The 19,982-nt window shown below is 51.2% G+C and carries 24 protein-coding genes and 1 tRNA gene; 6 read left to right on the top strand and 19 right to left on the bottom strand.

The genetic code is table 11. From position 1 onward, the window contains the following. The first annotated feature begins 118 nt into the window (after positions 1 to 118). Both ACH50O_RS05755 and ACH50O_RS05750 read left to right on the top strand, forming a co-directional pair. Positions 119 to 1,741, top strand: a complete 1,623-nt coding sequence (locus tag ACH50O_RS05755) for a SulP family inorganic anion transporter (protein WP_446811069.1) — start codon at positions 119 to 121, stop codon at positions 1,739 to 1,741. A 244-nt stretch (positions 1,742 to 1,985) separates the two neighbouring features. Continuing rightward, positions 1,986 to 3,269 (top strand): DUF2130 domain-containing protein, encoded by a 1,284-nt coding sequence (locus tag ACH50O_RS05750; protein ID WP_446811068.1) that lies wholly within the window; start codon positions 1,986 to 1,988, stop codon positions 3,267 to 3,269. 256 nt (positions 3,270 to 3,525) lie between these two features. Here ACH50O_RS05750 and ACH50O_RS05745 read toward each other — a convergent pair whose 3' ends face one another. Then, positions 3,526 to 5,175, bottom strand: coding sequence for a methyl-accepting chemotaxis protein (locus tag ACH50O_RS05745; protein WP_446811067.1), 1,650 nt, complete (start codon positions 5,173 to 5,175; stop codon positions 3,526 to 3,528). Positions 5,176 to 5,388: 213 nt separating this feature from the next. On the opposite strand from ACH50O_RS05745, the gene ACH50O_RS05740 reads away from it, so the two are divergent. The 3 genes from ACH50O_RS05740 to ACH50O_RS05730 all read left to right on the top strand — a co-directional run bounded on the left by ACH50O_RS05740 (position 5,389) and on the right by ACH50O_RS05730 (position 7,364). Further along, entirely contained in the window at positions 5,389 to 5,748 is a 360-nt protein-coding gene (locus tag ACH50O_RS05740; protein ID WP_446812119.1) for a YciI family protein, read from the top strand. Between the two features lie 324 nt (positions 5,749 to 6,072). Then, positions 6,073 to 6,714: a Rha family transcriptional regulator gene (locus ACH50O_RS05735; protein WP_446812118.1), complete on the top strand. Its 642-nt coding sequence runs from the start codon at positions 6,073 to 6,075 to the stop codon at positions 6,712 to 6,714. Positions 6,715 to 7,100: 386 nt separating this feature from the next. After that, positions 7,101 to 7,364: a hypothetical protein gene (locus ACH50O_RS05730; RefSeq protein WP_446811066.1), complete on the top strand. Its 264-nt coding sequence runs from the start codon at positions 7,101 to 7,103 to the stop codon at positions 7,362 to 7,364. Positions 7,365 to 7,809: 445 nt separating this feature from the next. Here the strand turns inward: ACH50O_RS05730 and ACH50O_RS05725 are convergent, their stop codons facing one another. The 10 genes from ACH50O_RS05725 to ACH50O_RS05680 form a co-directional block, all read right to left on the bottom strand. After that, entirely contained in the window at positions 7,810 to 8,742 is a 933-nt protein-coding gene (locus ACH50O_RS05725) for an IS5 family transposase (protein WP_446808515.1), read from the bottom strand. 50 nt (positions 8,743 to 8,792) lie between these two features. Beyond that, positions 8,793 to 9,560: a hypothetical protein gene (locus ACH50O_RS05720; RefSeq protein WP_446811065.1), complete on the bottom strand. Its 768-nt coding sequence runs from the start codon at positions 9,558 to 9,560 to the stop codon at positions 8,793 to 8,795. A gap of 112 nt (positions 9,561 to 9,672) precedes the next feature. Beyond that, positions 9,673 to 9,969, bottom strand: coding sequence for a HigA family addiction module antitoxin (locus ACH50O_RS05715; protein WP_446811064.1), 297 nt, complete (start codon positions 9,967 to 9,969; stop codon positions 9,673 to 9,675). A gap of 12 nt (positions 9,970 to 9,981) precedes the next feature. Next, complete coding sequence (locus ACH50O_RS05710) at positions 9,982 to 10,260, bottom strand: type II toxin-antitoxin system RelE/ParE family toxin (protein WP_446811063.1); 279 nt, start codon at positions 10,258 to 10,260, stop codon at positions 9,982 to 9,984. Further along, positions 10,253 to 10,525 (bottom strand): hypothetical protein, encoded by a 273-nt coding sequence (locus tag ACH50O_RS05705; RefSeq protein WP_446811062.1) that lies wholly within the window; start codon positions 10,523 to 10,525, stop codon positions 10,253 to 10,255. Before ACH50O_RS05705 ends, ACH50O_RS05710 begins: the two co-directional genes overlap by 8 nt. Before the next feature lie 11 nt (positions 10,526 to 10,536). Beyond that, positions 10,537 to 10,773 carry a hypothetical protein gene (locus tag ACH50O_RS05700; protein ID WP_446811061.1) on the bottom strand — a complete coding sequence of 79 codons (237 nt, stop codon included), beginning with the start codon at positions 10,771 to 10,773 and terminating at the stop codon, positions 10,537 to 10,539. Positions 10,774 to 10,786: 13 nt separating this feature from the next. Then, complete coding sequence (locus ACH50O_RS05695; protein ID WP_446811060.1) at positions 10,787 to 11,857, bottom strand: tyrosine-type recombinase/integrase; 1,071 nt, start codon at positions 11,855 to 11,857, stop codon at positions 10,787 to 10,789. Between the two features lie 11 nt (positions 11,858 to 11,868). Continuing rightward, on the bottom strand, positions 11,869 to 12,276 hold the full coding sequence (locus ACH50O_RS05690) for a hypothetical protein (protein WP_446811059.1): 408 nt from the start codon (positions 12,274 to 12,276) through the stop codon (positions 11,869 to 11,871). 145 nt (positions 12,277 to 12,421) lie between these two features. Next, positions 12,422 to 12,498 (bottom strand) — tRNA-Met (locus ACH50O_RS05685). Positions 12,499 to 12,607: 109 nt separating this feature from the next. After that, a complete protein-coding gene (locus ACH50O_RS05680) occupies positions 12,608 to 13,420 on the bottom strand; it encodes a GlcG/HbpS family heme-binding protein (RefSeq protein ID WP_446811058.1) in 813 nt (270 codons plus the stop codon). Between the two features lie 182 nt (positions 13,421 to 13,602). Between ACH50O_RS05680 and ACH50O_RS05675 the strand changes: the two genes are divergently transcribed. Continuing rightward, complete coding sequence (locus ACH50O_RS05675; protein WP_446811057.1) at positions 13,603 to 14,244, top strand: HEAT repeat domain-containing protein; 642 nt, start codon at positions 13,603 to 13,605, stop codon at positions 14,242 to 14,244. Positions 14,245 to 14,256: 12 nt separating this feature from the next. On the opposite strand, the gene ACH50O_RS05670 is transcribed toward ACH50O_RS05675, so the two are convergent. From ACH50O_RS05670 to nrdR, 8 genes are all read right to left on the bottom strand, one after another. Beyond that, the gene (locus ACH50O_RS05670; RefSeq protein ID WP_446811056.1) at positions 14,257 to 14,754 is read right to left on the bottom strand and encodes a phosphatidylglycerophosphatase A family protein; all 498 of its coding nucleotides are present in this window, start codon (positions 14,752 to 14,754) and stop codon (positions 14,257 to 14,259) included. Continuing rightward, complete coding sequence (gene thiL / locus ACH50O_RS05665; protein WP_446811055.1) at positions 14,738 to 15,673, bottom strand: thiamine-phosphate kinase; 936 nt, start codon at positions 15,671 to 15,673, stop codon at positions 14,738 to 14,740. Before thiL ends, ACH50O_RS05670 begins: the two co-directional genes overlap by 17 nt. After that, positions 15,673 to 16,116 (bottom strand): transcription antitermination factor NusB, encoded by a 444-nt coding sequence (gene nusB / locus ACH50O_RS05660; protein ID WP_446811054.1) that lies wholly within the window; start codon positions 16,114 to 16,116, stop codon positions 15,673 to 15,675. Before nusB ends, thiL begins: the two co-directional genes overlap by 1 nt. Then, positions 16,116 to 16,592: a 6,7-dimethyl-8-ribityllumazine synthase gene (gene ribH / locus ACH50O_RS05655; protein WP_446811053.1), complete on the bottom strand. Its 477-nt coding sequence runs from the start codon at positions 16,590 to 16,592 to the stop codon at positions 16,116 to 16,118. Before ribH ends, nusB begins: the two co-directional genes overlap by 1 nt. A 62-nt stretch (positions 16,593 to 16,654) precedes the next feature. After that, the gene (gene ribBA / locus ACH50O_RS05650) at positions 16,655 to 17,767 is read right to left on the bottom strand and encodes a bifunctional 3,4-dihydroxy-2-butanone-4-phosphate synthase/GTP cyclohydrolase II (RefSeq protein ID WP_446811052.1); all 1,113 of its coding nucleotides are present in this window, start codon (positions 17,765 to 17,767) and stop codon (positions 16,655 to 16,657) included. Continuing rightward, positions 17,764 to 18,420, bottom strand: coding sequence for a riboflavin synthase (locus ACH50O_RS05645; protein ID WP_446811051.1), 657 nt, complete (start codon positions 18,418 to 18,420; stop codon positions 17,764 to 17,766). The genes ribBA and ACH50O_RS05645 overlap by 4 nt, the downstream gene beginning before the upstream one ends. Before the next feature lie 17 nt (positions 18,421 to 18,437). Continuing rightward, on the bottom strand, positions 18,438 to 19,517 hold the full coding sequence (gene ribD, locus ACH50O_RS05640) for a bifunctional diaminohydroxyphosphoribosylaminopyrimidine deaminase/5-amino-6-(5-phosphoribosylamino)uracil reductase RibD (protein ID WP_446811050.1): 1,080 nt from the start codon (positions 19,515 to 19,517) through the stop codon (positions 18,438 to 18,440). Next, positions 19,507 to 19,965 (bottom strand): transcriptional regulator NrdR, encoded by a 459-nt coding sequence (nrdR, locus tag ACH50O_RS05635; protein ID WP_446811049.1) that lies wholly within the window; start codon positions 19,963 to 19,965, stop codon positions 19,507 to 19,509. The genes ribD and nrdR overlap by 11 nt, the downstream gene beginning before the upstream one ends. Positions 19,966 to 19,982: the final 17 nt, after the last annotated feature.

Here is a 19,982-nt window from a genome sequence, read left to right as displayed (position 1 = left end):
CGCAATCGCGTTCCCACCCAAGGCCACAAACTTGAAATTATTCGCATGAAACTGGTTATGATTAAGCAAAAAACGCCCCCAATACCCTGCCGGGGCAGACTATAAATACGGAGAATCGATGCCAAAATCCTCACTGACGCCCACTTTGCTGTCCCAAGGAAACAACGCCGGCCATTGGCGGCAAGATCTAATCGCCGGTTTTTTGGTGTTTCTAATCGCCTTGCCGCTGTGTCTGGGTATAGCTGTCGCCTCCGGATTTCCGCCGATGGCCGGCATCATTTCCGCCATTGTCGGCGGCTTACTGGTATCGCGCATCGGCGGCGCACAACTCACTATCACCGGCCCGGCAGCCGGTTTGATAGTGGTAATTTTAACCTCGGTGCAAACCCTCGGCGACGGCGATGCAATGGCAGGCTACCGTTACACCTTGGCGGCTATCGTCATCGCCGGCGCCTTGCAAACCTTACTGGGTTACTTCAAAGCCGGCCGGCTGGCGGCATTTTTCCCGGCCTCGGTGGTACACGGCATGCTGGCGGCCATCGGCATTATCATCATCAGCAAACAATTACCGGTGATGGCCGGGGTGCAAAGTCCAGGCGCCAGCATCCTGTCCGGTATCTCGGCTTTGCCACATAGCCTGATTTATTTCATGCCGCAGATCGGCCTGATTGCACTGATCGGCATCGTGGTGCTGATCGGCTGGCCGCAGATTCAACAGCCCTTGCTGCGCAAGATTCCGGCGCCAATCATCGTCATAGCCTCCGGCATCCTGCTCGGCCATTTGTTTCAGCTGGATCGATTGCAACCGGGTGCAGCGTTCATCGTCCCCAAGGACATCCTGTTTGCCCAGCACTTTCTGGTAACTTTTCCGGACAGCTTGCTGGCTAGTTTTTATCTGCCGGATTTCGGCAAACTGAGCGCGTTTGCTTTTTGGGATAGCGTGGTATCAATCTGCCTGGTCGGCAGTCTGGAAAGCCTACTGAGCGCCGCCGCCGTCGATAAACTCGATCCGGAAAAACGCTATTCCGATTTGAATAAAGAATTGCGCGCGGTTGGCATCGGTAATGTAGTCTCCGGCATGATAGGCGGCCTGCCGATGATTGCGGAAATCGTCCGCAGCTCAGCCAACATAGACGCCGGCGGCCGCAGCAGCTGGGCCAATTTCTTTCACGGCGGCTTCGTCTTGCTGTTTGTGGTGTTGTTTCCGGACTTGATCTCGACCATACCGTTGGCCTCGCTAGCCGCGCTACTGGTTTATACCGGCTTTAGACTGGCCTCGCCGCAAGCCTTTGCCAAAAGTATGGACCTGGGCAAAGAGCAGCTGGCTTTGTTCGTGATTACCATCTTCGCGATATTGGCCAGCAATTTGTTGATCGGCGTTCTGATCGGCATCGCCGCAAAACTGCTGCTGCACATCGGTCGCGGCGTATCCTTGGGCAACCTGCTGTCTATCTCTTACCAGCTACAAGCCAACAGCCCGAACAGCTGGATCATAAAAGTCAGCGGCGCGGCCTTATTCTCCAACTTTCTGGCGCTAAAGAGCCAGGTCGCCAGCCTGGCCGACGGCCAAACTGTGATCTTCGATTTAAGCGCTGCCGATTTGATCGACCACACCGTGATGGAGTTTATCGCCCACTACCAGGAAGACTACATCGCTCGCGGCGGCCGTTGCGAAATTCATGGCTTGGCCGACTTGGAATCCCTGGGCGACCATGCTTTAGCCGCTAGACAGCGCCGATAAAATAGAGGCTTAGGCTCAGAGAGTCCTCTAAAAATTACCCCCTTTTCCCTCTGGGAGAAGTCCGGGATGAGGGGATTAAAATCAATGATTTACAACCCTCACCCTAGCCCGATCGAGTGGGTTGGGGAGAGGAGAATTGAGTCAGCAAAATCGCTTGTTTTCGCTTCCTATACCGCTGTCGAGGGATTATTGCGTTTCGCACTGAATAATTTCCTGTTTTCTAAATATCTAAAAACCGCCCAACATGACCGAAGCCACCATCACCTGCCCCAATTGCAGCACGCAAGTACCGCTGACCGAATCGCTTGCGGCTCCTTTACTGGCCGCTACCCGCAAACAATTCGAGCAGCAGCTGCAGCAAAAAGACCAGGCCATCGCCCTGCGCGAACAAGGCATTAAAGACCAGGAAAAACAACTGGCCGAAGCCAAGCGCGGCCTGGACGATCAAGTCGCGCAGCAAGTCGCCAAACAACTGCAAGCCGAACGCCAGCGGGTCATCGAGGAAGAAACCCGCAAAGCCAAACAGGCAGCCGCCGCCGAACTAGCGCACAAAAGCCGGGAACTGGCCGAACTGAACGAAGTATTGAAAGTCCGCGACGCCAAACTCGCCGAAGCCCAGCAAGCCCAGGCCGAGCTGATCAAAAAGCAGCGGGAACTGGACGACGCCAAGCGCGAGCTGGAACTGACCATCGAAAAACGCGTGCAGACTAATCTCAACGAAGTGCGCAACCAGGCCAAACGCGAAGCCGAGGAAGGTCTGAAACTACGGGTGATGGAAAAAGACCAGACCATCGCCTCGATGCAGCAAAAGATCGAAGAACTGAAACAAAAAGCCGAACAAGGCTCGCAGCAACTGCAAGGCGAAGTGCAGGAACTGGAGCTGGAAAACCTGCTGCGCGCCAAGTTTCCGTTCGACAACATCGAACCGGTCGCCAAGGGCGAATTCGGCGGAGACTTATTGCAACGCGTGGTTGGCGGCTCTGGGCAAGCCGCCGGCAGCATCCTCTGGGAAGCCAAGCGCACCAAAAACTGGAGCGACGGCTGGCTGGTGAAACTGCGCGAAGACCAGCGCAACGCCAAAGCCGACATCGCCGTACTGGTCAGCCACGCCCTACCCAAAGGCGTGGAAAGTTTCGAGGTGATCGACGGCATCTGGGTCACCTCCCCGCGCGCCGCCCTGCCGGTCGCCACCGTGCTGCGCCACACCCTGCTGGAAGTCGGCATGGCCCGCCTCGCCGCCGAAGGCCAACACGGCAAAACCGCTTTGGTCTACGACTATTTAACCGGGCCGCGCTTTCGCCACCGGGTGGAAGCCATCGTCGAAGCCTTCTCAACGATGCAGGAAGACTTGGACAAGGAACGCAAAGCCATCACCAAGCAATGGGCCAAACGCGAAGCGCAAATCGAACGGGTAATGAACGCTACGGTCGGGATGTACGGCGATCTGCAAGGCATCGCCGGCAAGTCCTTGCAGGAGATTGATGGCCTGGAAATGCGGGCCCTGGGGATGGATGATGAGTTGGAATGACCTTTCACTAGCCTATTGAAGTTAACTAGCCGGACCGACCATTCTGGTTCCCAAGCTCCGACTTAGGAACCACAGCCTCGAAAGCTCCAGCTTCCAGTTTGGGTGTAGATAGGAAGCTAGAGCTTCCGAGATAGCGTTCCCAAACTGGAGTTTAGGAACCAGAGAAACCCAGTTCAAGCTTTCAATGCTGGTCTTGCGATACTCTACCCAACAAATAGCACGTTGAAACTCATGGCGGTTGAGCCGTTCAAAGTACTTAAACTTTGAACCGTGTGACCATTGCATGCATTTCATTCGCCAATTGGTCCATTTGGCTGGCGGTCTCTTTAATACGAAGTAATGATCGATTATTTTCATCGCTCATCCGTTCAATGCGGGTTACGGTTTGCGCAATATTCTCGCTGACAGCCGTTTGTTCTCTAAGCGCCACGGCGATATTTTCCGTGGCTTCGACAACCTGCTTGCTGCCGGAGCGTATCCCCGAAATGGCAGTACCTGCCTGCTTAACCCAAACTAAATTGCCGTTAACGCCATCAACCACTTTTTCCATATTCGATATCGCATCGCGAGAACTTGAGTGAATTCTGCTTACTAATTGAGTTATATCCTGGGTAAGCTTGGTCGTTTTCTCCGCCAGTTTACGAACTTCATCGGCAACGACGGCAAAACCGCGTCCTTGTTCGCCCGCGCGCGCCGCTTCAATTGCCGCGTTTAAGGCTAAAAGATTGGTTTGATCGGCGACGTCTTTAATAATTTGCACGATCCCGGTTATTTCCGTCGATTGCTGGCCTACTTGCGAGACTACCCTGGCCGTTTCTTGGACTCCTTGGGAAGTGGACTCCATGGCCGATATCGTTTTTTCAATCACCAAATTACCGTCGGAAGCCAGTTTGGAAGATTCGCTGGAGATAGCGTTAGCTTCCCGCGACGAATTGGAAATATGGGAAATACTGGCCGTCATTTCTTCAACGGCAGCAGCCATATCGGTGGTGGCGTCGGTTTGAGTATCGACACAAGTCGATAGGCTCGATACCGAATCCAGCATGCGAAACGCGTATTTCGACACGGAATCCGCGCCCGTATTCATTTGCAAAATGGCTTCTTGGATGCCTCGCAACAACTCGTTGAAACGCGATCCAATAATCGATATTTCGTCTTCACCGGTCACTTTGAGTTTTAATGTCAAATCCCTGTTTTGACCTATCCGCAGCATGGTTTCATGAAACTCGGACATTTGGCGGTTGATTTGCTTGGCCGAAATGAAAATGACACCGCCGAAGAAGCATAACAATATGCCAAATACAATGAGTTGAGCATTACGTATTTGCGAAAACCGGGCATCCATAATTTCGATTTGCCGGGAAATATGCTTGAATTCTCCCTGTTCGAAATCATTTGCCAGCCTAGTTATATCTTCAGTGGTCGCTCTATCCATCCCCTTAACCAATTTATCGATTTTTTTGCCGGACTCCATATCCTCTTTATCGAATTGATTTAGAGCCGTTCGATATTTTTGCCCCATTTCGTTGTGTTTGTTAAGCAGCAACGTGAATTCCGATGCTAGTGCCGAGTTATCTTGGGTCATTTCAGCAACGATTGTGGAAAGCGTCTGTTTAACGGTGTTCTCGGCCTCGTCAAAACCTTTGAGATATTTATTGAAACTGTCAGTATCATTACCCCGGATCAAAATGTTTTTCCATTCCTGCACTTGGGTTTTAAAACTAACATTGGCGGCCTGAATTTGGCTCAGATGTTTTAGCCCTCTCTGTACATCCTGCATATCGGTTTGGATTTGCTGCTGAATGCCGCTAAGCTGATAAAAGCTGATCGTCTCAAACACCAAAAATCCGCCAATTGCGCACACCAGAATTAAATATAAGCGCACTTTAATCGTTAAATTATTCATATATCCATACTCCAGTGTCCAAATTCAAAAAATACTAACGTCTCTAAAATCTACGGATAATCGTGGAAATGGCTATAGCCCTAATATAGCAGACAATAGAGGCTTTTTTTGTGGCTGGCTGGTGGGCTCGATCCCCTTGAGGTCAAACACGCCATCTGATTCAATGACAGCAAGATCAGGCTGGGTCTAACAAGGAGACGGACAGTGCGTGTAATGGTGCTCGTGAAGGCGACTGAAGACAGCGAAAAGGGCTTTCTCCCAACGGCCTGGGCGTCCGAGATGCTTGAGGCGATGGGTAAATTCAATGACGAACTGCGCAGTGCCGGCATCTTGCTCGCTGCCGACGGCCTCAAGCCTTCGATGTACGGAAAACGTATCACGTTCGATGGCACCGGTCGTACGGTCATTGACGGGCCTTTCGCCGAGACACGGGAACTGGTCGCCGGCTTCTGGCTTTGGGAAGTCAAGGACATGGACGAGGCGGTTGCCTGGGTACAGCGCTGCCCAAATCCCATGCCGGGGCCAAGCGAAATCGAAATCCGACCACTTTACGAAGCGGCCGATCTGAGCTGAAAACCTGCTCGGCTTCCAGGTGCAGCTTATTTGGGGCTCTACATGGCGGTTTGGCAATCCATATCGGTTATTAGGGGGTTGATTGGGTAAAACCGACCCATTTTTGTCACTCGCGCTTCTCCAAAGCGGCCAATCGGTCAAAGCCAGATTTTGAATTTGGAGGACTGCGAAGCAGACGTTCGCGACCTCAACCTATCGGCCAAAAGCAGTCTATCGAGCTGGATTTCTGAATGACCGGTTGATGCTTGATACTGCTCGTTTAACGTTCGACGTAACGGGCGGCCCGATTGCGGGACGTCCCCTTGACGGAGGGGTTAGGCAGTAATCGAACTTCAAACCTTAAAAGGTGAGGCAAGAGTTGACCATCTGTTATTAGCTAAACGGCTTGGAAACCAGCATCAAAACGTCATTGCGCTGATTGACCAATACGTGAAGGACTTTGAAGAGTTCGGAAGGGTCGCGTTTGAAACGCGAACCATTGATACAGCCGGTGGACCACAAAAGCAACGTGTCGCTCTTCTTAATGAAGATCAAGCTTATCTATTACTGACGTACTCCAGAAATACGCCAACAGTGATGGCTTTGAAAATCTATTTGGTGAAAGCCTTTGCCCGGTTCCGGCGACACCAACAAACCGAGGCGGACTATTTGCCCTTCTACCACGAACTACACGATCAAGTTAAGGTTATGCACGAAGTGGCGCAACTCAAGGGAAGCACAACACCTGAGAGGATATTTCACATAAACATCAACAAAATAATAAATGCCGCGTTCGGCTTGGAGTCAGGTCAGCGGCAAGGCTTGCCTGGTCATTTGCGGGCCAAAGTAACAGCGGTCAATGTATTCGCAAACGAAGCAATTCAAAAGGCTATTGAAGCTGGTCTGGATCACAAAACGGCTTTTCAATTAGCCAAAAGGGCTGTACATGCATTGGCTGGTGAAAACGTCATACGATTGACCGCTTAATCTTGCAAAGGGGGTGGTGTTTCGCCACCCCTTGCGACATTGAAAGGGTAAGATTTGAAATCCGCTCCCTTGTTTCTATCATGATCCTTGAATTCCAGGAACCTACCGAAATACACGGCATTGTTTGTGATGGGTGCCCTAGCTTCAATCTAGGTTCTTCTGATAAGGCAAAAATCTTTTATCCATGGATTCAAAAGATGGTTCAAATTTGAACCATGAACAAAATCAACTATATGGCTGACTTTTCAGCCATCCATGAAATTCAATCGGTTAGCCACAAAAAAACCGACGGCCTCACCCAAAGACCGCCGGCAGCATCCATGCAAATCATGAACTAGCAAGATCGCCGGCTCTGGCATGACTGGTACCAGAGCCGACATTGCGCTGTGATCGCCACCACAAACGCACATGAAGTATATCGGCTCGGCTTGGCTGGATCGGTGGCGCTTTCCGGGATTGAAACATCCGGCAATGGCTTTAGTTGGGGATTACCGGCAACGGCGGGGATTTTCCCGGCGTGTTTTGGTAGTGGAATATTCGCTGTTGGTTGGCGATTAGGATTCTCGCCGGAAGCTTTGGTGTTGATTGATATTCCCCGAATTCGCTTACTATTTGCTTACCGGAAACCTACAGGCAACAAAAAGGCCTAGGTCGTTAAACCTAAGCCTTTGATTTGTCTGGTAGCGGGGGCATCAACATTATATAAGTCTCAACTGTTTGATTTAATTGAAATAAGTAACTATTGAAAATAGTAGTTACTGTAAAAGTTACTGTGTACAAAGCTTGCAATACAGTAACTAGTGTTGTCATTGTATCCAGCGTTTCTACCTTCTACAACTTCAAACACCCATTGAAAAGCTAATTTATCTTTATCTCTTGCCAGAAGAGGTTGTTACAGCTCTGCAAAAGGCAACTGATCCTGGTTGTTATTTCCAAAATCGACACTAAAGAACATTCTTTAGTCGCTGGAACCTAGAAAGGTACTTCCTCAGGCTTTGCTATGAAGGTGTTTCTATAGAACATCATCGAAAAAAAGGCTTTGTTGCATAAATCGAGGCAAGGATAAACAGCCCTTCCCCAAATCGCCAGACGGATTTAGGGCATGACCACGGTGATCGGCGTTCCCAACTGGGTAAACCTATTCAATAGCGCCGCTCGAATTTGTAACTCAGCGACTTGGCTATTAAAGATTCGCGCCCTGACCCGTTCGCCCAACAGCTTGAAACAACGCATTTTGGTTTCCACCAGGCTGCGACGATGATAACCGCTCCATTTCTTCCAGATGGCTCTGCCTAACCGCTGCGTGGCGCGTAGCGTTTCATTTCGGCCTTGAGCCCCTGAGGTATTTTCTTTCCAGGGTTTGCCGTTCTTGCGCACAGGAATAATCGCTTCGGCATCCCGTTCAACGATGGCGGCGTGCGCGTTCTTGGTGTCATAAGCGCCGTCACCGCTAACCGAATCGATGCGTTCGTCGCAGGGTATCTGGTTTAGCATATCGGGCAACACCTGCGCGTCACCGACTCGATTCGATGTCACTTCAATCGCCCGAATTTCCAAGGTTTCAGCGTCAATGCCCAAATGAACCTTTCGCCATTGCCGACGGTATTCGGCGCCATGCTCCTGGGTTTTCCATTCGCCTTCGCCCAGCATTTTTACGCCCGTACTGTCCACCAACAAATGCAAGCCATTGGGGTTAGGACGATAGGAAATACACACCTGTAAGTGCTGTTGGCGACGGCAGAGTGTCGTGTAATCCGGCGTGGGCCAGTCTATGCCAGAGAGCCTCAACAAACTGGCCACCATGCCACTGGCCTGACGTAATGCCAGTCCGAATAAATTCTTAACCATCAAGCAAAACTGAATGGCAGCATCCGAAAACTTCTCAGCCCGACCTCGCTTACCGCTGCCAGGGGCTAACCAATCCATCTTTTTATCAATCCACAACAGCATCGCGCCTCTCTGCTTCAAAGATTGATTGTAATCAGGCCAGTTTTGGGTGCGGTATTTCTTCGGTTGTGGCTTGAGCATTCCAGTTAGGGATTAGTGAATTCCCTTGCAACATGGGGGCTGTTGTCGATTTATGCAACAAAGCCGTTTGAACCCTTCAACGTGCCCCGATAAGTCGAGTTATCACCAAAACCTTCAGCAACTTGTTGACCATAGGCAAGAATCAAACTTTCCAGTGTTGGCATTGGAAAATCCGTGTCATAACAAGCTCCTACATCATTAATAAATGTCTGGAATTTTTGCGCCAAGACGCCATCGGACGCGTCATAAGCAACCCAATCTGCCCACTGTCGAATAGGCTCTGGCAGCGAGTTTGATTGAATATCGACCGCGCATTGTAGCAATGTAGGATAAATAGAAGATTGAGGGCTACTAATCCAATGAACGCCACCAATTTCAGCCAGATCATTTACCAAATCGACAATTTCCCGAGTTTTCTGTTTAATTTCTCCTCTGATTTTATCGGCTTCTTTACTCCGTGAAACGCCAATTGCAAGAGGGGTCTCACTCTTCTCGTGAGCACACTCTTCACTTGTACCAACACCCCAAATCATCCAAGCGCGATGTAAACAGAAACAGAAAATCACCATCTGTTCCTCTGTCTCCAAAAGTTCACAAATCTTGCGTAATGACTTGGCGCAGTGATTTTTGGAGGCGATAAATCGATTGATTATTTCTAGGTGCCCACCATCGGCAACGTGATATACGTGAAACTTGCTCACAACTGCATATGCTTTACGAAAACTTGGGCTTGCATAGAACGGAAACCGAAACAAACAGCCCGCCCTGGGCGGCAGTTTTTGACTCGCCACCCACTTATCAATTTCGGTATCAGTCATACTGACCATGCTCACGTCAACACCTCTCAAGTGTCATCCCCACAAAAAGAAACCAAGCCAGACGGGTGAGAAAGCCGCTTTTCGCCCCGTCGGGCTAGGCTCGGTAAACCGGTTAAGCTGCCGCTGATCGAGGCGCCGGCGTGACGTTGGGGCGTGGTTTCTGGCGGGCCTGCCATAGGTCATACTCGGCCTGCATACGCACCCATGTTTCAGCAGTCGGGCCACTGGTCCAGGCTTCCAATCGAATCGCCATGTCGGCACTGATCGCTGCGCGGCCATTGACGACACGCGACAAGGCCACACGGGAAACCCCGAGCTGTGCGGCCGCCTCGGTAACGCCAATACCCAGTTCGGGCAAGATGTCCTCTTTCAAAATACTGCCCGGATGGGGCGGGTTAAACATAGCCATGCAAACACCTCGTCAGTGATAGTCCTGATAGTCGATCAGAATGGCGTCTTCACCCTCAAACGCGAAGGTGAGACGCCAGTTCCCGTTAACCTTGACCGCCCAATGTTCGCATAAATCACCTTTGAGCGGATGAAGTTTCCAGCCTGCTACGTCCATTTCTTGCGGACTTTTGGCGGCATTCAGCAACATCAATTGCCGTGCCAGCTTGCCGGCATGTTCGGCATTGATCCCGGCCTTTGAACCGGTTTCAAAGAACTGCTGAACGCCTTTATGGCGGAAACTCTTAATCATCGTTTAGTGTATAGCTACGCTTTACAATATGCAATGACGCAGATTTATCCGCAGCAGGTGCGACAAATGGTTCTCCTCGCTCATCGGCGATTTCTACAATCTCACGCAGTCGCAAGGCCGACACTTGGACAGCATCCGCCAATGCTGCTAACTCGAAACGATCCTTTATGGTGTCATCAGCCCAAAATCGATACGAAAGCATGCCGGCCAATTCCTCAATGCTATTTACCAATCTGTAGGCTTCTGGTTCTGCAATTTGTGTCATGGCTACGCTCCTTATGCGTTAATGGTTTGGTTGTTATTCCAAGTTTGAATACTGTGATCGATGGTCGCCAATTCATCTATTGCTACCCTAATTGCCGGCAGCAAGTCGCTGCTCTCCAAGGCACTAGAAACAAGCTCCAAAACGCAACGCGCCCGTTCGGTTTGAAGCATTACTGTGTCAAATAGCTCTATTAGGTCATCCGCATTACTAGGATTGTTGGTATCACGATCTTGGTTTTCTGTATTCACGGTATTCTCCTAATTATTTTTGCCGAATGGCGGCGGTCATGACGCGTTCCACCAGCTTTGATTTATGCTCGGTGGATAGGTGCGCATAGCGTTTGGTGGTTTGGGTGGATTTGTGGCCTAACACTTCGCCGACTTCGTATAACGAAGCGCCGGCCATCGCCAGTAAACTGGCGGCGCTATGGCGTAGATCGTGAAACCGGAAATTATGGATTCCGGCTTCATTTAGCGCCTTATCCCAGTGTTTTTTGAACTCGAACGGTCGCTCGGGCTTGCTGTCGCTGGCAAAGATTAACGCGGTGCCAACCTGACGCAGTGGCCGCAGTTGCTCCACTACAAAATCCGGCAATGGACACCAGCGGGGTTCGCCGTTTTTGCTGGTTGCCAACCGGGCCAGATTGTTTTCGAAGTCGATGTCGCTCCAACGTAGGTTAAGCAGCTCGGCTTTACGCATGCCGGAAGTCAGCGCCATCAACACCAGTAAATGCAGCCTATTCCAGTCTGATTTTTGACACGCACCCAACAGGCGCACCCGTTCGCCTTCATCCAGGAATCGATTAATCTGATTGTTCACCTTGCGAGCGGCCACACGGGCCACGGGATTGGCCACGATATAGCCCTCGAAGATCGCATACCTGAAAATAGCCGACAGCACGGTGCGATATCGATTGACGGTGGACGGCGAACGGTCGCGATTAATCGCCTTGGCCTTGCCGGCACCATCGCCACGTAAGGCCTTACCGGCTTCGAACCCTTTAAGCTGTTGGCGGATCATATCCGCGGTAATATCAACCAACTTATAATCGCCGAAGCACGTTTGCCAATAATGCGCCCGCCTGGCTTGGTTGACCGCATCCTTGCCTTGCCATTGGCCCATGTATTCATCGACCAAATCGGCAAACCGCAGACCCGCACCGCGCGAACCTAAGGCCTCCATCATCTCTTGGTCGGACTCGATGCGTTTTGCCCACGATTGAGCATCACCTCTGCGAGTGAAGGTTTTGGATTTTATTGGAATGCCGCGCTGGGTGATGATCGCTTTATAAACGACACCCGACTGGCGTTGGATTTTTCGGATGGTGGCCATATCCGCCCCCATCAATGTGAATTGTTGGATTTAAAAGCCATATGGGCAGCCCAAAATCCACCGGTTTTATTGTCGATAAAATTACACCCAACATCTTCAGCCATAACGTTGATGTCGTTTTGAAGTCCATCCGCAATAGCATTTATCTGTCTTAGTGCATGGTGTAAATCGTAAGGACGGCCATAAAAACCGGGGCTTTCCATCGCCAACAATAGCAACCCGGTAATAGCCGAAATACGCTCAACCGCCTCCTGGGACATGCAATCCATGTCTTTGACAGTTTGCTTTAGCCTGTCAATATCCGGATTGATGTTGGATCGGTTGGTTTTCGAAACATCCGCACTCACTGTCTCTGTGCGGTTGTCATGGTCGGCATCGATTGCCGATGGTGAAAGATTTTCTGAAAAATCACTGGACATAAAAAAAGCCCTCGATGTAACACAGGTTCTCTGGAACCTTTTTGAAAAAATCCACATGTGCCCTAAACGGTGCCCTGTGGCGTTTTTTTCAACGTGTTAAACCGATGGCTTTATGATTCTTATCCTTAAGAATCAATCAGTTATCTGGTAGCGGGGGCAGGATTTGAACCTACGACCTTCGGGTTATGAGCCCGACGAGCTACCAAGCTGCTCCACCCCGCGATTGATTTGGTTAATTATACAGGCTATAAAATAATTAGCAAGCAATAAACATGCTATTAATTACGAAAACGAAGTAAAGCCGAATAAACGGCCTTACCTCATACTCATTTTACGGATTGTTTCCGATAGGCGCGGTTAAGAGCAAACCGGCATTTTTGATGTGCTCAGTACCTATACATTTAGGATGACCAAAGCCACCCGCGCTTTTTCCATTGGCATCCAAGTCGAAGATAATGTTATCGCCCGCTGAGCCGGAAAGACCGGCCGGTACGAAATCGAGTTTCAAAGTATCACGCACACGCCATGCAATATTATGATCGGCGCAGGAGGTGTCACCGCTTACGCCCACAGCCCCCACTAATTTACCGCTCGCGTTATAAAGTGCCAAACCACCGCCAAAAACATTTACCCCGCCGACCCGACGACCATTCATCGGGTCGTCTTTTCTACCGAATTTTTTCGAATTACCAGCATATGCCCAATTTGTATCGACCGGATTGCTGTGTTGCAAACCAAACAGACTTCCACCCGGCTGCACCGCCGAATATAAATTGGCAGTCGACAACGCCAAGCCGTCAAGCGCCGCATTCGGATTCGCCCCGTCAGTTAAACTAAACGCGTTTGCTGTGTACGCTTTCTGCGCGGAAATCACCCGGCTACCCAGCCATTGCGCGTTAAGTCCGTTACCCGATTTAGCTACCGCGCAAACCACGCCATTCGCATTGACGACCGAAGCCCACATGTGAAAACCCAATCCGCCGTTATCAAGCGCCTGTGCCGATTTAATCGCACTTTCCAGAGCGGCATGGCTGACCGGACAAGCGCTTTCCGAATCGCCGTAGCTATCGTCTCTGTCGGCAAACGCCACGCTAGTTGTCGCAAGCGCAAAAATCGAAGCGCAAAGTAATAGTTTTTTATTCATAATTTCACCTTTTTTCTGGTTGTTATAAAGAGTGCGGCGATGTTTGCAGGAAAACTCCATTTTAGAAACCGTGTGCAACAAGATAACCTGCAAATCGGGGCGGATTGTAGTCGTCCAAGATATTTGAGGTCAACTGAGCTGCTTGCCTAATCAATCATTAAGCATCAACCGAAATTTAATTCATGAAAAACAAAGGTATATTACTTGGCGTGCTTTGTTTTGGAGCAATCGCTGTTTCCGCTATTCCCCATGTGGATGAGTTTAGCGCATTAGTTTTCGATGCAGATAAACACTTATCGAATACCGATACGCACCAGGCTCCGGCCGATAACTCGGAATCCAACCCGGCGCAAACTAAAGCTCAAGTTGAGTTTGTGCTTCAGCAGCAAGCCCAAAAAATAGCCAATCAAGAACCCGTTGAAGATCTACTAAGCGATAGCGAAAAATTGCAAAAACTGGATGGCGCATTACATCAATTGGATAACGCCGAAGATGAATACGACCGGGAACTGGCTGTAATGGAATTGGGGGAATTGACGAGCGCCGAAGCCAAGCAAGGCATAATCACGGCGCTGAATGACAACTCCCATTTGGTTGTCAGTCAAGCCATTCGGCAGATAATCAAATGGCAGGACCCGACAGACCGCACCGACATGCTGTTGACTGCGCTGCAAAGCCATAGCGACGACACTATCGAGCAAACCTTGTTGGTCATCAATTCGGTAGAAGATAAAAAACTGATAGCCCGCCTAAAACAGCTAAGCAAACACAACAACCGCGACATCCGGGAGGCGGCAAAACTGGCTTTAAATTTGGCTCCTTAATTACCTAAATATTTAAAACCAGATACGCATCATCAGCGCCGCAAAAACAGCCGCAACCACATCGTCCAGCATGATGCCAAAACCACCTTCCACATGCCGATCCAGCCATTTGATAGGCCAAGGTTTTACAATATCGAAAAAACGAAACAGTGCAAAACCCGCCAATAAACTCTGCCAGGAATAGGCAATACCCCACATGGTAATCAAAAACCCGGCGATTTCATCCCAGACGATGCCGCCGAAATCATGGACTTCCAGTTTTCTTGCCGCCCGGTCACAAATCAATATCCCGATAGCGACTATGAACATCGTGATCAGGAAGTATGCAATTTGGCCTGCTTGCAGCGCAGCCAAATAAACAGGTATCGCAGCGACGGTACCCATCGTTCCGGGCATTACTTTCGATAAACCCGAACCGAAACCAAATGCCAGAAACAGCGTTGGATCTTTGATGATCTGCCGCGCACTTAACCGGCTGTTGCCGTAATGATCTCTAAGAAAAATGCTCAAAACCTTTCGCCTCGAACGCGTCCACACGCCCTCCTCGCTTGACCCGGAGGCCGGGTTCGGCTTCAATAACACCCACGCAAAAGCAACCTTCCGGCAAGGCTTCCGCAAAGTCAGCCGGCACGGTAAAACACAATTCGTAGTCATCGCCGGCAACTAGCGGCAAACTCCAATCGTCGTTTTGCGCAATGTAATCTTGCATGGGGATAGATAACGGCAAGCTCTTCCATTCCAAACACGCGCCGACACCGCTTTTTTCCAGAATGTGTCCTAAATCGGCGGCTAATCCGTCGGAAATATCGATACAGGCATGCGCGATACCGCGTAGCGCCAAGCCTTCCGACACCCGCGGCCGCGGCTGGTTAAAGCAGCGCAAAGCCAGCTCCGGATCGGCACAGGCATAACCTTGTTTAATTTTCAGCCCCAAGCCGGCATTGCCCAGTTGCCCGGTGACATAAATCAGATCGCCGATCTTAGCACCGGAACGTAATAACGCCATCCCCTGCGGCACCACACCTATCGCTTGTACCGTCATCGTCAACGGTCCGGAAGTGGTATCACCGCCAATTAAATCGACCCTGTACTCACGAGCCAAATTGATAAAACCTCGCGAGAAAGCTTGCAGCCAAGTTTCGTCGACTTTCGGTAAGGTTAATGCCAATGTTGCCGCGAACGGCTCGGCGCCCATCGCGGCTAGATCACTTAGATTAACCGCCAACAGTTTATGACCAAGCTGCTCAGGATCGGCATCGGCGAAGAAATGCACGTTTTCGACCATCGTATCGGCGGTTACCGCCAATTGATAGCCGGCCGGGACGTCCAGCAATGCGCAGTCGTCGCCTATTCCTAATCGGTTGAACGGATGCTGCGGCGTATGTACCGCAAAATAACGCCGGATAAGATCGAATTCGGCAACAGCCATTAGCTTTGCGAGTTCGCCCTCTTCGCTGCAATCTCTACCGCGCGCTGTTTTTGCGCGACTTTATCGAGGATGCCGTTTACATATTTATGACTGCCGTCCGCGCCGAAATCCTTAGCCAGATTAACGCCTTCGTTGATGATGACCTTGTAGGGCGTTTCCAGGCGATTGATCAGCTCGTAAGCTCCGATACGCAGAATAGCGCGTTCCACCGGATCGATTTTTTCCACCGGCCGATCAACGAATTCGGCCAGCGCCGCATCGATCACATCCAATTGTTGCGGCACCCCATGAAACAGCTCGCTGAAATAGGTTTTTTGCGCGCCTTTCAGATGCTCTTCTTCCAGAAAATAGGTTTCGATGCGGATCAAACTCTCGCCGGACATTTGCCATTGATACAGTGCCTGTACCGCGCACTTTCTGGCATTGGTTTTTGCTTGACTCATTAAAGACCCAGGTTATTAAAGAGACTGACCATTTCGATCGCCGACAGCGCTGCTTCCGCACCTTTGTTACCGGCTTTGGTACCGGCGCGTTCGATAGCCTGTTCGATGCTGTCCACCGTCAACACGCCAAAAGCCACCGGCACATCATATTGCAACGCAACCTGAGCAATGCCTTTGACGCATTCACCGGCCACATATTCAAAATGCGGCGTGCCGCCCCGAATTACGGCACCCAGGGCGATAATCGCATCGTATTTTTTGCTGGCGGCAATTCGTTGCACCACCATCGGCAACTCGAAGGCGCCCGGCGCTTTTACCAGGGTGACATCGTTCTTATCTGCGCCATGGCGAACCAAGGCATCGATCGCGCCGCCTTCCAGTTGTTCGACAATAAAGCTGTTGAAGCGTGACGAAACGATGCAAAACTTGCCGCCTTGCGCGGAAAAGTTGCCTTCCAGAGTAGTGACTGTTGCCATGTGTTTACCTGTTGTTGAATGATTGAAATCGTAAGATGCGGGCGAATAAATTCGACCCTGCATTAATGCGTTGAATCGACATGCTCGACCACTTCCAGATCGAAGCCGGACAAACCTATATATTTTTTCTGGGCCCCCATCACCTTCAAGCGCCGCACCCCCAAATCCGACAAGATGCGCGAACCGGCACCAGTGGTGCGCCAATCCGCATCCGCGCTCAGATCCTGACTGTTTTTGACGCCATGGTCCTGCATTTGGTAGGTGTGAATCAGTTCCACTAAATCTTTGTTGTTTTCTTTTTGGCGGATGATCACCAAAACGCCGCGACCGGCTTCGGCAATATTTTTCAAGGCTTCCCGCACCGGCAGACTGCAATCGCTGCGCTTGGAAAACAATAAATCGTCGATCAAGTTACGGGCGTGGACCCTTACCAGTACCGGCTCGTCGCCAGCGACGTTGCCCATCACCAAGGCCAAATGCACGTTATCGTCGTTGCAATCTTGGTAGGCGTAAAGTCTGAAATCACCGAATTCGGTCGGATAGACGCATTCGCTGATCCGTTCCAGGGTGTTTTCGTGTTTGATGCGGTAGTGGATCAAATCGGCAATGGTGCCGATTTTCAGATTGTGCGTTTCGGCAAAGACTTCCAAATCGGGCCGGCGCGCCATTGAACCGTCGTCGTTCAGGATTTCCACGATGACGGCCGCCGGCTCAACGCCCGCCAGCCGGGCCAGATCGCAACCGGCTTCAGTATGCCCAGCCCGATTTAACACGCCACCGGCTTGCGCCATCAATGGAAAAATATGTCCCGGCTGCACCAAATCGCTAGGTTGCGCATTTTTTGCCACCGCCGCCTGCACGGTCAAAGCCCGATCGGCGGCGGAAATACCGGTGGTTACGCCGGTAGCCGCTTCAATAGACACGGTGAAATTGGTGGTATATGGCGTATTGTTGTCGGTGACCATCAGGGGCAAACGCAACTGCTGACAACGCTCTCGCGTCAAGGTCAGACAAATCAGGCCACGGCCGTATTTGGCCATGAAATTAATGTCTTCCGGCCGGGCAAACGCCGCCGCCATCAACAAATCACCTTCGTTTTCCCGGTCTTCATCGTCCATGATGATGACCATTTTGCCTTGGCGAAGGTCGGCTATGATTTCTTCTATGCTATTCATTTAATAAAGCCTGAGTTTTGTAATAAGGCCTCGGTGACGCCGCCTAGGCAATGCGCCGCAGCTTCGCCTTTCATTAAGCGTTCCATGTAGCGGGCCAGCAAATCCACTTCCAGATTCACCTCGCTGCCTGCTTCGGTGCTACCCAGGGTGGTTTCTTGTAAGGTATGCGGCACGATGTTCACGGAAAAATACGCGCCGTCCACACTATTCACGGTGAGGCTGATGCCGTTGATGCAAATCGAGCCTTTTTCGGCGATGTATTTGGCCAACGAATCCGGCGCCTTGAATTTAAACCGAATCGAGCGGCCATCGGCCTGCTTCTCGATCACTTTGCCGATACCATCGACATGGCCGCTGACGATATGCCCACCCAGCCGGCCGGATGGCGTCAAGGCCAATTCCAGATTAACCGGGGTACCGGTGCTCGCCGACTTTAAAGTCGTACGCGATAAAGTCTCATTCGAGACATCGGCGAAAAAATAATGCTCGCCCAACTCAACGGCGGTCAAACAAACACCGTTGACGGCAATGCTGTCACCTAATGCGCAATCGACTAAAGAAAGTTTGCCTGTGTCGATTTTCAACCGACAGTCGCCGCCGCGCGGCTGGATGCCGGCGATTCTACCGACGGCAAGTATGATACCCGTAAACATTGTGGCCTTTATATTCGCTAATTAAACGTCAGCCTGAGATCGGGGCCAACTTGTCTCACTTCAAGTAACTTTAACTGCTTTTTATCCGCCATTGTCCGTAAGCCCGGCAAATGAAACAATCCGCGTCCCTCATCGCCCAACACGCAAGGGGCCATATAAATCAGCCATTCGTCAACTAGGCCGCTTTCCAGCAATGCGCCGTTCAAGGTGGCACCAGCTTCCACCCAAACCGTGTTGATTTGCAGCTCTGCCAGTAATTTAAAAACCTGCGGCAAATCGGCGCGGCCTTCGACCGCATCGACCTGAAATACTTTGCAGCCCATATCGCGCAATCGTTGCAGTTTAAGCGCATCGTCGCTACAAGTAACGATCCAGAGCTCCTCGGCATTTTCTAGCAGCTTCGCCGTTAACGGCATCCGCAAATTCGAATCAAGCACGACTTTGATGGGTTGCACCACGTCAAAGTCGACGCGGGCGTTAAGTTGCGGATCGTCGTACAACACCGTACCGATACCGGTAACAATCGCGCTGCTGGCGGCCCGTCCAAGCTGCACGTCCTGCCGGGCGTGTGCCGAAGTAATCCATTGGCTCTCGCCCGAGGCCATCGCGGTGCGGCCATCCAAACTCATAGCCAGTTTGCTGCGTATCCACGGCAAGCCGCAGGTCATCCTTTTAAAAAAGCCTCGATTCAGTTTTTCGGCTTCTTGCTGTAACACGCCGACGACAACTTCGACACCGGCTTCACGGAGTTTTTGCAAACCGCGTCCCGCCACCAGAGGATTGGGATCCTGCATAGCCACCACGACACGACTGACGCCCGCCGCAATCAACGCATCGCTGCAAGGCCCGGTTTTACCGCAGTGACTGCAAGGCTCCAGGGTCACATAGGCGGTTGCGCCCGACGCATTAGCGGTTTTGGCAAGCGCGTCTATCTCGGCATGCGCAAACCCGGCCCGCTGCGTCCAACCTTCGGCAACAATATTACCTTCCTTAACCAACACACAGCCCACATGCGGGTTCGGATCGGTAGTGTATATGCCGTTTTCCGCCAGTTTGACGGCCCGCGCCATATAGGCCGCGTCTTGACTAAGCATCATGCTTTTGTAGATTCTCGATCATTGCGGTGAATTCGGAGACGTCCTGGAAACTGCGATACACCGAGGCAAAGCGCACGAAAGCCACATGATCCAGTGCTTGCAATTCCTGCATCACCAGTTCGCCCAGTTCACGCGCGGCAATCTCGCGTTCGCCCTTCGCCGTCAGGGCTTTTTTGATACGGCTAAGCGCCGCCTCGACCGCGTCGACCTGTACCGGGCGCTTTTCCAGGGCCCGCTGCATACCGGCCCGCAGCTTGGCTTCGTCGAAACTTTGCCGGGCGCCGTTACGCTTGATGATACGCGGCAGAGTCAGCTCAACTACTTCGAAGGTAGTAAAGCGTTCCTTGCAAGCCACGCATTCGCGGCGGCGTTTGACTTGATCGCCGTCGTCGGCCAAGCGGGTATCGATTACCCGGGTATCTTGTGCTGAGCAAAACGGACAACGCATAGTTAAAGAGCCAAGTC

It is taken from the genome of Methylomonas sp. 2BW1-5-20 (genome assembly GCF_052474515.1).
The sequence above is the reverse complement of the archived record's forward strand: the minus strand, read 5'-3'. Positions and strand labels throughout refer to the sequence as shown.